General features: G+C 58.6%; 13 protein-coding genes. 9 read left to right on the forward strand and 4 right to left on the reverse strand.

Annotated features, from left to right (window positions below):
* Positions 1-101 precede the first annotated feature (101 nt).
* From C4K27_RS12995 to C4K27_RS13010, 4 genes are all read right to left on the reverse strand, one after another.
* On the reverse strand, positions 102-869 hold the full coding sequence (locus C4K27_RS12995) for an SDR family oxidoreductase (protein WP_053260760.1): 768 nt from the start codon (positions 867-869) through the stop codon (positions 102-104).
* 37 nt (positions 870-906) lie between these two features.
* Positions 907-1,974 (reverse strand): phosphotransferase family protein, encoded by a 1,068-nt coding sequence (locus tag C4K27_RS13000; protein ID WP_009043417.1) that lies wholly within the window; start codon positions 1,972-1,974, stop codon positions 907-909.
* Between the two features lie 282 nt (positions 1,975-2,256).
* Positions 2,257-3,207, reverse strand: coding sequence for a 2-hydroxyacid dehydrogenase (locus C4K27_RS13005; protein ID WP_053260761.1), 951 nt, complete (start codon positions 3,205-3,207; stop codon positions 2,257-2,259).
* Positions 3,208-3,475: 268 nt separating this feature from the next.
* A complete protein-coding gene (locus C4K27_RS13010; RefSeq protein ID WP_053260762.1) occupies positions 3,476-4,015 on the reverse strand; it encodes a cysteine hydrolase family protein in 540 nt (179 codons plus the stop codon).
* 455 nt (positions 4,016-4,470) lie between these two features.
* On the opposite strand from C4K27_RS13010, the gene C4K27_RS31220 reads away from it, so the two are divergent.
* From C4K27_RS31220 to C4K27_RS13050, 9 genes are read left to right on the forward strand one after another with little or no spacing between them, the layout of a single operon-like run.
* Positions 4,471-4,620 (forward strand): hypothetical protein, encoded by a 150-nt coding sequence (locus C4K27_RS31220; protein ID WP_155500338.1) that lies wholly within the window; start codon positions 4,471-4,473, stop codon positions 4,618-4,620.
* 13 nt (positions 4,621-4,633) lie between these two features.
* Positions 4,634-5,710 carry a nucleotidyltransferase family protein gene (locus tag C4K27_RS13015; RefSeq protein ID WP_081002262.1) on the forward strand — a complete coding sequence of 359 codons (1,077 nt, stop codon included), beginning with the start codon at positions 4,634-4,636 and terminating at the stop codon, positions 5,708-5,710.
* Positions 5,711-5,770: 60 nt separating this feature from the next.
* Entirely contained in the window at positions 5,771-6,685 is a 915-nt protein-coding gene (locus C4K27_RS13020; protein WP_125738017.1) for a hypothetical protein, read from the forward strand.
* Entirely contained in the window at positions 6,663-7,634 is a 972-nt protein-coding gene (locus C4K27_RS13025; RefSeq protein WP_249026050.1) for a phosphoenolpyruvate carboxykinase (ATP), read from the forward strand. Before C4K27_RS13020 ends, C4K27_RS13025 begins: the two co-directional genes overlap by 23 nt.
* The gene (locus C4K27_RS31455) at positions 7,627-8,349 is read left to right on the forward strand and encodes a sulfotransferase family protein (protein WP_238437511.1); all 723 of its coding nucleotides are present in this window, start codon (positions 7,627-7,629) and stop codon (positions 8,347-8,349) included. The genes C4K27_RS13025 and C4K27_RS31455 overlap by 8 nt, the downstream gene beginning before the upstream one ends.
* Complete coding sequence (gene kdsA / locus C4K27_RS13035) at positions 8,339-9,187, forward strand: 3-deoxy-8-phosphooctulonate synthase (protein WP_053260763.1); 849 nt, start codon at positions 8,339-8,341, stop codon at positions 9,185-9,187. Before C4K27_RS31455 ends, kdsA begins: the two co-directional genes overlap by 11 nt.
* Before the next feature lie 44 nt (positions 9,188-9,231).
* Positions 9,232-9,885: a class I SAM-dependent methyltransferase family protein gene (locus C4K27_RS13040; protein ID WP_053260764.1), complete on the forward strand. Its 654-nt coding sequence runs from the start codon at positions 9,232-9,234 to the stop codon at positions 9,883-9,885.
* Positions 9,885-10,508 carry an adenylyl-sulfate kinase gene (cysC, locus tag C4K27_RS13045; RefSeq protein WP_125738130.1) on the forward strand — a complete coding sequence of 208 codons (624 nt, stop codon included), beginning with the start codon at positions 9,885-9,887 and terminating at the stop codon, positions 10,506-10,508. Before C4K27_RS13040 ends, cysC begins: the two co-directional genes overlap by 1 nt.
* Positions 10,509-10,555: 47 nt before the next feature.
* Entirely contained in the window at positions 10,556-11,701 is a 1,146-nt protein-coding gene (locus tag C4K27_RS13050) for an MFS transporter (RefSeq protein WP_053260765.1), read from the forward strand.
* The last annotated feature ends 36 nt before the right edge of the window (positions 11,702-11,737 follow it).

The raw sequence follows: 11,737 nt of genomic DNA on the forward strand, positions 1-11,737 counted from the left end.
ACAGGCTTGGTTTTCTGTTTGAGAAAGGTTGGGGCGAGGTGTGGGTACCGGGCAATAAAAAGGCAGCCCGAAGGCTGCCTTTGTTGTACGGCGAAGGTCGATCAGGACAGGAAACCGCCGTCCACGTTCAGCGATATGCCCGTGGTGTAGCTCGAGGCATCGCTGGCCAGGTAGAGCACGGCGCCGGCCATTTCGCTCGGGTCGGCCACGCGCTTGAGGGGGATCTGCGCCAGGGCGGTCTTGAGGATGGCGTCGTTCTTCACCAGCGCCGAGGCGAACTTGGTGTCGGTCAGGCCCGGTAGCAGGGCGTTGCAGCGGATGCCGAACTGCGCGCATTCCTTGGCGAAGACCTTGGTCATGTTGATCACCGCGGCCTTGCTCACCGAGTAGATGCCCTGGAAGATGCCGGGGGACACGCCGTTGATCGAGGCCACGTTGATGATGCTGCCGCCGCCGTTGTCGCGCATCAGCTTGCCGGCTTCCACCGACATGAAGAAGTAGCCGCGGATGTTCACGTCGACGGTCTTCTGGAAGGCGCCCAGGTCAGTGTCCAGCACGTTGCAGAACTGCGGGTTGGTGGCGGCGTTGTTGACCAGGATGTCCAGGCGCCCGAACTGTTCGCGGATGCCGGCGAACACCTGGCTGATCTGCTCCATCTCGCCGATATGGCAGGCGATGGCGGTGGCCTTGCCGCCGGCGGCGACGATGGCGTCGGCCACATGCTGGCAGCCTTCGAGCTTGCGGCTCGAGACGATCACATGGGCGCCTTGCTGGGCCAGTAGCTTGGCGATGGCTTCACCGATGCCGCGGCTGGCGCCGGAGACGAAAGCGATCTTGCCGTCGAGGTCGAACAACTGAGTCTTGGACATGGTTTTTCCTTATTGTGTGCCTGGCGCGTCGGGACGATCAGAGGCTGGATTTCTTGATGACTTGCAGGCTCATCTGCTCCAGCAACTTGTTCATGTGAATGAACTGCGCGAAGCGTTTGTCCTGGGTCTGGCCATGGAAGAAGCGGTAGTAGATCTGTTGCACGATGCCGGCCAGGCGGAACAGGCCGTAGGTGTAGTAGAAGTCGAAATTGCCAATCTGGATGCCGGCGCGTTCGGCGTAATAGTCGACGAACTGCTGGCGAGTCAGCATGCCCGGGGCGTTGCTCGGCTGGCGGCGCATCAGTTGCACCGGCGCCGGGTCGCCCGCTTCGATCCAGTAGGCCAGGGTGTTGCCCAGGTCCATCAGCGGATCGCCGAGGGTGGTCAGTTCCCAGTCCAGCACGCCGATGATCTGCATCGGGTTGGCCGGGTCGAGGATCACGTTGTCGAAGCGGTAGTCGTTGTGCACGATGCTGGAGGTCGGGTGATCGGCCGGCATCTTGTCGTTGAGCCAGGCCTTGACCGCTTCCCACTTGGGCGCATCCGGGGTCAGGGCTTTCTCGTAGCGGTCGCTCCAGCCCTTGATCTGGCGTTGCACGTAACCTTCGGGCTTGCCCAGGTCGCTCAGGCCGCAGGCCTTGTAGTCGACGCGGTGCAGCTCGACGAACTTGTCGATGAAGCTCTTGCACAGGGCTTCGGTCCTGGCCGCGTCGAAACCCAGCTCCGGCGGCAGGTCGGAGCGCAGGATGATGCCCTTGACCCGCTCCATCACATAGAACTCGGCGCCGATCACCGATTCGTCGGTGCAGTGCACATAGGCTTTCGGGCAATACGGAAAGCCGTCCTTGAGCTGGTTGAGGATGCGGTATTCGCGGCCCATGTCGTGGGCCGACTTGGCCTTGTGGCCGAAGGGCGGGCGGCGCAGGACGAATTCCTGTCCCGGGTATTCCAGCAGGTAGGTCAGGTTCGAAGCGCCGCCCGGAAACTGGCTGATCTGCGGGGTGCCGGTCAGGCCCGGAATATGCGCCTTGAGGTACGGATCGATCAGGTTGGCATCGAGTTCCTCGCCGGAGCGAGTACGGGTGGACTGGTCAGTAAGCGCCATGCTTATCCCTTCTGCTTATTCTGGAGGCCAGAGATTATTGGCTAATCTAATGCGCCCACCTGAGCGCCACAATCGCCGCAGGCCTTTATAGGTGAGCGTGTTGCCGGGCAATCATTGCTTTTGATACAAGCGTTTGAATGGGCCCGGCTTCACTCTAGTCCAGTTCGCCGGGCCTGAATGAGCATTCCGACCGGAGCGGCGCACGGCACTGTTTCTGCCTAGCGCCGAAGGCGCCCAGCGCGGGGCATGGCCTGCGTGGCGTCTGTGGCCACGGCGCCTGATTCAGTTCGGGGCAGGCAGGGCGATGGGGGTCAACAGCGGCTGGCCGCTGAAGTGGGCGACGAGGTTCTTGCCCACCAGCTCCACGGTGGCCTGGGTCGCTTCCGGCGACAGCCCGGCGACGTGGGGCGTCAGCACCACATTGTTCAGGGTCTTCAAGGCGTCCGGTACCCGCGGTTCGTCGTCGAATACGTCCAGGGCTGCGCCGGCGATGCTGCGTTGCTCCAGGGCCTGCAGCAGGTCGGCGGTATTCACCACGCTGGCGCGGGCGATGTTCACCAGGAAACCCTCCGGCCCCAGGGCCTGCAGCACGGCTTTGTCGATCAGCTGGCGAGTGCCTATGCCGCCAGGCGTGGCGACCACCAGGAAGTCCGAGTGCCGCGCCAGTTCGGTCGGGGTCGGGCAGAAGCTGTAGGGCACGTCGCTGCGGATCTGCCGGTTGTGGTAGCTGACGCTCATGTCGAAGCCGTTGGCGCAGCGCTTGGCGATGGCCAGGCCGACGGCGCCGAGGCCGAGGACACCCAGGCGCTTGCCGGCCAGGGACGGGCGCATGACTTTCGGCCATTCGCCGCGCCGCACGGCGGCATCGGCACGGGGGATGTCACGCACCAGCGACAGCAACAGGGCCATGGCATGGTCGGCCACCGACGAGGCGTTGACCCCGGCGCCGTTGCTCACCGCTATGCCACGGTTGCTCGCCGCCTGCAGGTCGACCTGCTCGTAGCCGGCGCCGATCACACAGATGATTTCCAGGTGCGCCAAGGCGGCGATTTCTTCGGCGCTCAGGCCCAGCGGACCACGGGTGAGCACCGCGTTGATCTGCCCGGCATGGGCCTTGATGGCGGCCGCCCGTTCGCTGGGCGTCGGCGCGAGGATCAGGTGGAAGCCCTGGTTTTCCAGAATCCACAGGTAGTCATTGATGGTTTCGACGAGGACCAGAACGGTGGCGGGCATGCGTGTCTCCTGAAGGACTGAAGAGGGACGGACGGCGTACGGCGCAGCGATGGCAACCGGCGTACGGCTCAGGGAGCTGCTGTACCGTGATAAACCACTCAAGCGCTCAAGATTGCGGATTGCAGGGCGCTTTGGCAAGGCGCGGTCGCGGGTTTTTCCCGCGACCGCGGCCTGGAGAGCGTCGCCGTTCTCGAGGGCCTGATCGCCAGCAAGCTTGGCTCCTACAGAAGCAGCGGCGTGCCTGACACTGCTCCTACAAGGAGGGCATTCAGAAGCGAATATCAGCAGTTTTCACTCGCCGGACAAAGGCGCCGTCCAGGGTCGCATTGTGGTGGTCGATGATCGCCCGGGCCGGGAGCGCCGGGGTGTCCATGCAGGTATGGGCATCCTCCGCCAGTACGGCGGCGAACCCCAGGTCCAGGGTGGCGCGGCAGGTGGCGTCGATGCAGTACTGGGTTTTCATGCCGACGATCACCAGCTCATCGACCTGCGCCGCCCGCAGGTGTTCGGCCAGCCCGGTGCCGACAAAACAATTGGGGCGGGTTTTGTCCAGCCGCCGGTCGCTGGCCTCGAGCTGCAATTGCGGCAGCAGTTGCCACGGCGCGCTGCCGGCGGCGATGGGCGAACCTTGCGGGCCGGTATGGCGCACGGCGATCACCGGCGCGCCGGCCTGCCGGGCGCGGTGGATCAACTGGTTGATATTGTCGAGCACGCGCTGCCCCTCGAAGGGCTGCTCTGGTCCGTGAAACAGGCCGACCTGCATGTCGACGATCAGCAGGGCGGGGCGCTGGGCCTGGGGTGACGGCATGGTGTTTCTCCTGTGGGCCAGCTGGACGGAGAAACAAAAGGCCCCGTCCATTGCTGGCGGGGCCTTGGGTTCGACTGTGCTGTTGTCAGCTCATGCAGCGACCACACGACCCGCCGGAAGCGGTCGTGGTGGTCGTGCGGGTGAGATGGCACGGGAAGAGATTCATGGCGCCGATCTTGGGGCTGGGGGTCAGGTACTGTCAATGCGCTGTGCGGCTTGTCTGCAAAGCCCAGGGATCCAGGCAGCCCACGGCGGTGCGCAGACTCAAACGATGGAGCGGGTTCATCCGGTGCTCATTTTCGGTTTTTCGACAAGTTGGATGAGCTTGAGGCAAGAAGCGTCATTGCGTGCGCATGCGTGGATTGCATTGTAAGTATTCATTGAATGCATTGGTCGGAACATTCTGGTTTATGAAATATTTGTGACAGCCCTGGGGTGAGTCAGAAGGATCTGTAATGCGTGGTTCCAAACACAAGGAAGCGTCGAGCGGTTTGCTTTCCGAGCGTTTTATGGCTTTTAAGCAATCGATGGCTGCTGTTGTATTTTATCTTTTGCCATTCGTTTATCGAGTCAATACGCAAGCAGGCATATATGATCGTGGATGAACGAGCAAATAATATGCTGCTGTTGGCCTTGTCCGCCGGTATGGCGTCGATAGATGAGGATGAAACAAGAGGTTATGTCAAATATCTTCTGAGCTGTATCGACAGGCTCTGGTTGAATGAAAATCAGGAGCTTGTTGTGCAGTTCATGCACAAGACGAAGATGGTGTCGTTTGTCGACAGTATTTTTCCATTCGTTGAAAGTTGTCGGCTTTTCAAATTGGCGAAACTTTATCATGCGCTGGTTGCAGTGACCGCCGTCAGGCGTTCAATGCTGGAGCCGGTATTCAAGGCTCTCAAGTCTCGCAATGTTGACGTCATGCCTTATAAAGGTGTGGACTTTATTTATAACTACCGTAGTCGCGCGGCCCATCGCTTTATCTCCGATGTGGATTTGATCGTCAGACGTGATCAGTTGCCTCTTGCGCTTGACGTGTTTGAAAACCAGGGTTTTTTCCAGGCTCAGGTCAGCAAAAACAAGTTGTCGCCCGATGGACAGTCCTTATATGTACAGCCATGGGCGTCGAAGTCCATGGCCGCATGGCGGAACGAGCAGGATATCCGACCGTATATCAAGGTGGCGAAAGTAGAGGCTTTGCAAGTCCATCAGGAAATACTTTCCGAATATACGGTTATTTATCTGTCGGGGCAGCCGATGGTGATTGCCTATATCGATCTGGAGTTTTCCGTGCTGCCGGGGGGCGATGAACTGGATGTCTGGAGGCGGACACGAAATGCCAGGGTCGCCGGCAATGCTTACCCCGGGCTTTGCCGCGAACTCTATGTTTGTTCATTGCTCCAGAGGGCCTGTAGCGTATCGAACATTCTAGAGGGGGCGGCTGTTTATCCCTTCGTGGATGCACTCAGAGTGCTGGTCGCCGGAGGCATCGACTGGGATTACCTCTGGACGCTGGCGCAGAGATACCAGCTCGTTGTAGTCGTTTCTCGCGGCCTGATCGAAGTGGCCGGCATGGTGAGGTCCGCGATACCGGCGCACGTGTTCAGCCGATGCCGTAAAAACCTGCAAGCCCATGAAGCATCCCATGTTCCGCCGCTATTGGAATGGCTGGGGACGATCAATGCTGTCCGCTAGTTGATGGTGTCTGGTGTCTGGTGTCCGGGGTACGGGTTAAACAACAAGGACGATGTGCACATGTGGATCAACACACCGAAGTCGAATGCCGGCCGTCTTTGCGTGATCGGAGGTACCGGTCAGGTCGGACAGTCTCTGATGTCATTGCTGGGAAGCTGCGAAAACTGGGAGGTGGTGTTCTATGTTGAAAGCCATGAACAAGCCTGTCGGCTGGAATGCAGCTTTCAAGATCATCTGGCGCAGAACTGGAAGATATCCTTCGATCGGGCCTCCATAGCTAATAGCCATACCGTTCTTTTTATCGCCGGTACCAAAACTGCTGCGCAGGGCAGTAAAAATGATTTGTTTGCCGACAACAAGAAGATTATCGATCGTTATCTGGAGTTGATGCGTGGGAAAAATATCATCCTGGTGACGAATCCCTGCACTCGGTTGGGTTGGTATGTCGAATCGACTATCGATGCTTTCACCATTGGCGTCGGCGTACAGAACGACTATAACCGCTTGTCTTATCAGAAACCTGATATCGATTATATTTTTGGGGCGCACAATATACAGGAGCAAGTGTTCTACGATGTTCGAGAAGAGTGCGTGTTCGACGGATTTTCCAATGCGCAGCTCTATAGGTATCATCGTGAGACTCAAGATAAATATGTGAGCGCGCAACTGTTTGACTTGCTCAGGGAGGAACTGAGCCAGGATGAATATTTTAAATGGTGGAAGATGCAGCGCTATCACTCGATTGCGAATCTCTCCAGTTATTCTTGTGCTCGCGCGATTGTTCAAACGCTCGATTATATCGGCGGGGCTCGAGCCACAAAGATCCATGGGGAAGTCAGGGTGAGACTGGCTTCGGGTGACAGCGTCTTTGTCGGTGTGCCCATTTGCAATGACCAACTTTATTGCACTTCTCGATCACTTGAATCGTTTTTAAAGGCCAAGGACGAATACTTTGAGAAATACAGGCTGGCGTGAGTTCGATTTGAATTACTATGGTTTGGTCGACTTGAGGGTCTGCTGTACGGGCCAGCAGGATGCCGAACTATTCGAAGGCGTCCTTAAGGATTATCTGCTGCCGTTCCTGCAGTTGAAGCAACCTGCTGGCCAACCTCATTACACAATTGTGTTGCGCCAAGGGGTTTTTACTCAGGTCGGACCCGATTGGCAGCCCATGACGTTCTTGTTGGATGACGCTGTTTCGGACTTTCGTTTTGGCAAGATAAAACAGTACTCCCCGTCAAGGCGCGACATATTCAATCCTCTGAATGGAACGCTATTCAGCATTTCCGGCACCCAGATCGAGATTGTTTATGTGACCGAGGAGGCCTTGATCAAGGATGTTCAGCGGGTCATCAAACAACTGCTGATCACTGAAATAGAAAACACCGGCGGTGCCGTGCTGCATGCCTCCGCTTTTTCGTTGGCCGGTAGAGCCATTTGTTATGTCGGAGAGAAGGGGCAGGGCAAGACTACTTGCTTGTTGGAATCGCTGAAGGCCGAGGGTGCCCGGTACATCACCAATGACCGTTTGCTCCTCATACCGATTGCCGGGGCGTTCCATGTATTGGGGTGGTTCGAGGAGCTGCGGCTGGTTCAGCCCTCTGGCGGCAGGAAGAAGAAGGTAAGGGTCTCGCAACTGTGTGAGCCCTCGCAGATAGAGACGTGGCCGGTGCTGCCCAAACTTATCGTATTGCCCGACTGCCAGAGCAGGCTGGCGGGCGAGAGTGACGATCGGAAGGTGATAGCAGGGCAGTTGTTGACGCCTGTCGATCCACAGCGCCCGAAGTGGCTTGGGTATTCGAAGTCGCTGAGCTTTGACAGCAATGCCTTGCTCGACCCCCTCCCGGTAAAGCGTCTTGAGTGGCAATTCGAGGAGCGAGAGACGCTGCTTAGCAAGATCCGAGAGGTTGTTGCCAGTGTATGACCTCGTGCTGGTCGTCGGTCCTTGTAGGAGCGGGACTACTTTTGTCTTCAACGCTTTGTCGCACAGCGACTTCGTGGGTTTTTTCCAACCCTTGAAGCATCAGATCCGCTGCGCCCTCAGCGGGACGTCGAGCGAGACGCGACTGGAGCGTTATGCAGGGAGGCGCGTTGTGGTCAAGGAGGCATTTGGCCCCTACCGCCTGGAGGAGGCGGACTACGACCCGGTTCGCAAGGCTATCGATATTTTCCAGGCCGAAAAAGTCTTGCTCGTGCTGGTCTTGCGTTCGCCGGTGCAATGCCTGGCGTCATGGGAAAAAGCCTTTTATCCCGACAGCCCTGTCAACGATCAAGTGTTCAACCAGGCCTATCTGAACACCCTGCGACTGCAGCGTAAGTATGCGCAGGTCTTGGACGTTGAAACCCTGATCCTGGAGCAGGAACAACCCTTCATTCGCACCCTGGACGAGATCAGGGCCAGGCTCGGAGGTACGGATGCGAGCCAGCGTTATAGCGACTATGTGAAACCCCGGGACCCGCGTCGATACGAGGTTCGTGGCCTGCTGGACAAGGCGCTGCAGGGCAAGGACTACAACGCCGCTTACGTCTCGAAAGAGGCGGCAAGCGTGGACATGTCGCGAATAGCCGTGGCGTTGCAATGCTACGGCACCGCCCAGCGTGGCTGGAACGAACCGAGCGAGAACTTTCATGAGCTATGAAGTGCTGCATAAGCTGTTTCCTGAGCGTCGCCAAGGGATTCGTGAGAACGAACTGTTTATCTTTGCCGGTCCCTGCGTGGTCGAAAATGAAAGCGTCACGTTCCGGATTGCCGAAGAACTGGCGCAAGTTCGCCAGGCCTGCGGGATTGATATCGTATTCAAGGCGAGTTTCGTGAAGGCGAACCGAACCTCCAAGGACAGTTTCACCGGGCTGGCTCTGGACCAGTCGCTGAGCATCCTGCAGGCGGTCAAGACCCGCTTTGGCTTGAAGGTCCTGAGCGACGTGCACGAGTACACCAACCTCGACGAGATAGCCGACGTCGTCGATGTGTTGCAGACCCCGGCCTTTCTGGTGAGACAGACCGAATTCCTGAGGCGGGTAGCCGCTGCCGGTAAACCGATAAACATCAAGAAGGGCCAGTTCCTGAGTCCGACGGAAATGATCAGTGCCGTCGACAAGATCCTGTCCTTTGGTAATAGCGACTTGTTGGTATGCGAGCGCGGCAGCTCATTTGGCTACAACTACCTGGTCAACGATTTTCGAGGGATGCAGCAGTTGATGCAGAGGGCGCAACCATTGGTATTCGACGCCACGCATTCCGTTCAGCGCCCCGGCGCTTTGGGTGATAGTTCCGGTGGGGACGCCAGGTACGCGCCGAGGCTGGCCAAGGCGGCAGTGGCGGCGGGCGTGGATGGCATCTTTATGGAAACCCACCCGGACCCCGCCGCGGCGCTGAGCGACGGTCCCAACATGATCCCTTTGGCTCTCGTCAAGCGCTTGCTGGGCGAGTTGAAGGAGCTTCATCAAGTGGTCAAAGGGCAATCTGCCTATATCTGATACAGGTCTGATCGTACCGATCAATCCAGCAAAAGGAGCTCGCTGTGAATTGGCAAAGTTGGCATGAGAACTACCGGGATTTTTCGCCACTGCAAGCACGACTTGTGGAAGTCAGTCGGCAGGTCGCGGAGGCGATCGACTCGATGGCGTCACCGCATGTGCAGATATTGAGTCTGTGCGCAGGCGATGGGCGTGATCTATTGCAGGCCTTGTCGTCGGTGCAGGCGGGCAAAGCGGTGGACGCGACCTTGATCGAGTTCGATCAGGCGTTGGTTGACCAGGGCCGAAGAGCATTCGCCGCTCAGGGGTGGGGCGACAGCGTGCGGTTTCGCTGCGCGGATGCGACGTTGTTTTCCACCTACCGGGATTTGCCCAAGGTCGAGCTGGTCATGGTGTGCGGAGTATTCGGCAATGTACGCAACGAGCATGTGCAGAGGCTGATAGGTGCGTTGCCGGGGTTTTGCCGTCCCGGGGCCCGGGTCGTGTGGACCCGAAGCCTCAATGAATTCGACGATGGGGAAGCGGCCGCAGACCACATAAGGCGCTGTTTTGCGCGCTCTGGTTTTCGCGAGGCGGTGTTCGCGCGGACCCCGGAAGGTACATTTGCCGTCGGCAGTTTCATTTATGAAGGGGAGCAAGAATGTCTGCCGGCTACGGGGCAGATGTTCGAGTTTTCTGCATTCTGGGATCGGCACTGATGGCGGATAGACAGATGCTCGCTCAGAACCTGACCTGGCACGGCAGCTCGGTAACGCCCGAGATGCGGGCGATATTGTCGGCGCAACGCCCTTTGACACTGTGGTTCACCGGATTGAGCGCCGCGGGCAAGAGCACGCTGGCCTTCAACCTGGAGAGCTTGCTGGTCGCCAAACGCATTCATTGCTGCGTCCTCGATGGCGACAATGTCCGTCATGGCCTGTGCCGCGACCTGGGTTTCGACAGTCAGGGTAGGACTGAGAATATACGGCGGGTGGCGGAAGTCGCGCGGCTGATGAACGATGCCGGGCTGGTCGTCATGGCGGCTTTCATTTCTCCCTATCGGCGGGATCGGGAGCTGGCCAGGAGCATTATCGGGGTGGAGCGCTTTCAGGAAGTGCATGTCAGCGCCCCGCTTCATGTCTGCGAAAGCCGGGACCCGAAGGGGCTTTACAGGAAAGCACGCAGGGGCGAGCTAAGTGGCTTTACCGGTGTCGATGACCCCTATGAAGTACCGGACTGTCCGCACGTTTACCTAGACACCTCCCGTACTTCTTTGTCTGAGTGTCTCGAACGGCTGTCCGGGTTGGTAACCGTTCGTCCGCACCACGACGCGCAGGGATAAATGCTGTGGCTGCGGGCACTTGGCCACGGAATGGGGCAGGCATCTGATTGATTGCGTTCGTATTGTTTTGGGCTCAGTTCCTGGTCGTTGGCAATCTCCTCATCATGCCGGTGTTATTGCTGGGCGTGCGTGACGGGTTTTCCCTGGACGCCTGTTCAATGGGGCTGTTGCTGGCTGCGTTTCCCTTGATGGCATTGATTGGCAACCTGTTCGTCGGGCGGTTCATCGATAAAGTCGGTCGGCCCCTGAGCCTGCAACTGGGGCTCTGCATGAGTGCTGCCTGCTTTCTCCTCATGTTCTTTGCCGAGAACGGCAGCGCCGCCATTGTCTCGCGGGGCCTGACAGGTCTGTGCATGCCCCTGATAGGGGCGAGCCTGTATGCGGTGATCGCGGATGTCTATGCCGGCCAGGCGCGTCGGCGAGTCACCGCGCTGGTCAGCACCGCCGCTTCATTGGCGGGACTGGTCATTCTGCCGCTGGGGATAGGCTTCTCTACCGCGGCGAGATGGCATTACGTTTTTCTGGCGTTCGCCATGGCCAGCCTTGGCCTGGGAGTGATCAGCTACTTTTCATACTATCGCCGCTATGCCCCCGCGCGGGCGGAGGCGGCCGGTGTCAGGCAAGGTGCCGCGAGGCTTTATCTGGATGATGGGGTATTACGCAGCTATGCCTTGTTGTACTGGTTTCAGGGCTTTGCCTATTTCGCATTGATTTCATGGATGCCGTCATATTTTCAACGGCTGCTGGACGACGGCGAGTCGTCCATGGCGCTGTTTTTCGGCGGAGCCGGGGCTGTGCTGGGGGCATGGTGCCTGACGGCGTTGGCAGGCAGGCGAGCGAAGACGTTCTACGTGGTGCTTGGGATCAACGGTATCGCCGTCCTGAGTCTTGCAGCTTCCACCCTGGGCTTGTGGGCCGCCTGTGCGGCCTGGTTCGTCTACAACGCCTGTCGCCAGTTGTTGTCCGCGCATATCCTCTCGGGAGCGAACGCGCATTGCGGCAATTCCGACCGCGGGACCTTGAACGCGACGATGAACGTGGGATACCAGGCGGTGGGAGCCGTTGCCGCATTCGTCGTCGCGCAACTGCCTTTCGTGCCTGATTCCATTTCGATCATTTGCATCATGGCGACGCTGATGTTGTTGCCGGGTTTTTACTTTTATAAAAGCCTCGGCCGTTCGGATGCATTGTGAGTCATGAAGGGGTGCATGTGAGGGGGTGAGAGATAT

This window comes from Pseudomonas chlororaphis subsp. chlororaphis (genome assembly GCF_003945765.1).
Classification (GTDB): domain Bacteria; phylum Pseudomonadota; class Gammaproteobacteria; order Pseudomonadales; family Pseudomonadaceae; genus Aquipseudomonas; species Aquipseudomonas chlororaphis.

What these genes read in the sequence shown, in the direction of transcription:
- C4K27_RS12995 (WP_053260760.1), bottom strand. Translation starts at nt 869, where the DNA reads ATGTCCAAGACTCAGTTGTTCGACCTCGACGGCAAGATCGCTTTCGTC.
- C4K27_RS13000 (WP_009043417.1), bottom strand. Translation starts at nt 1,974, where the DNA reads ATGGCGCTTACTGACCAGTCCACCCGTACTCGCTCCGGCGAGGAACTC.
- cysC (WP_125738130.1), top strand. Translation starts at nt 9,885, where the DNA reads ATGGCGGATAGACAGATGCTCGCTCAGAACCTGACCTGGCACGGCAGC.
- C4K27_RS13020 (WP_125738017.1), top strand. Translation starts at nt 5,771, where the DNA reads ATGTGGATCAACACACCGAAGTCGAATGCCGGCCGTCTTTGCGTGATC.
- C4K27_RS13015 (WP_081002262.1), top strand. Translation starts at nt 4,634, where the DNA reads ATGCTGCTGTTGGCCTTGTCCGCCGGTATGGCGTCGATAGATGAGGAT.
- C4K27_RS13005 (WP_053260761.1), bottom strand. Translation starts at nt 3,207, where the DNA reads ATGCCCGCCACCGTTCTGGTCCTCGTCGAAACCATCAATGACTACCTG.
- C4K27_RS31220 (WP_155500338.1), top strand. Translation starts at nt 4,471, where the DNA reads ATGCGTGGTTCCAAACACAAGGAAGCGTCGAGCGGTTTGCTTTCCGAG.
- kdsA (WP_053260763.1), top strand. Translation starts at nt 8,339, where the DNA reads ATGAGCTATGAAGTGCTGCATAAGCTGTTTCCTGAGCGTCGCCAAGGG.
- C4K27_RS13010 (WP_053260762.1), bottom strand. Translation starts at nt 4,015, where the DNA reads ATGCCGTCACCCCAGGCCCAGCGCCCCGCCCTGCTGATCGTCGACATG.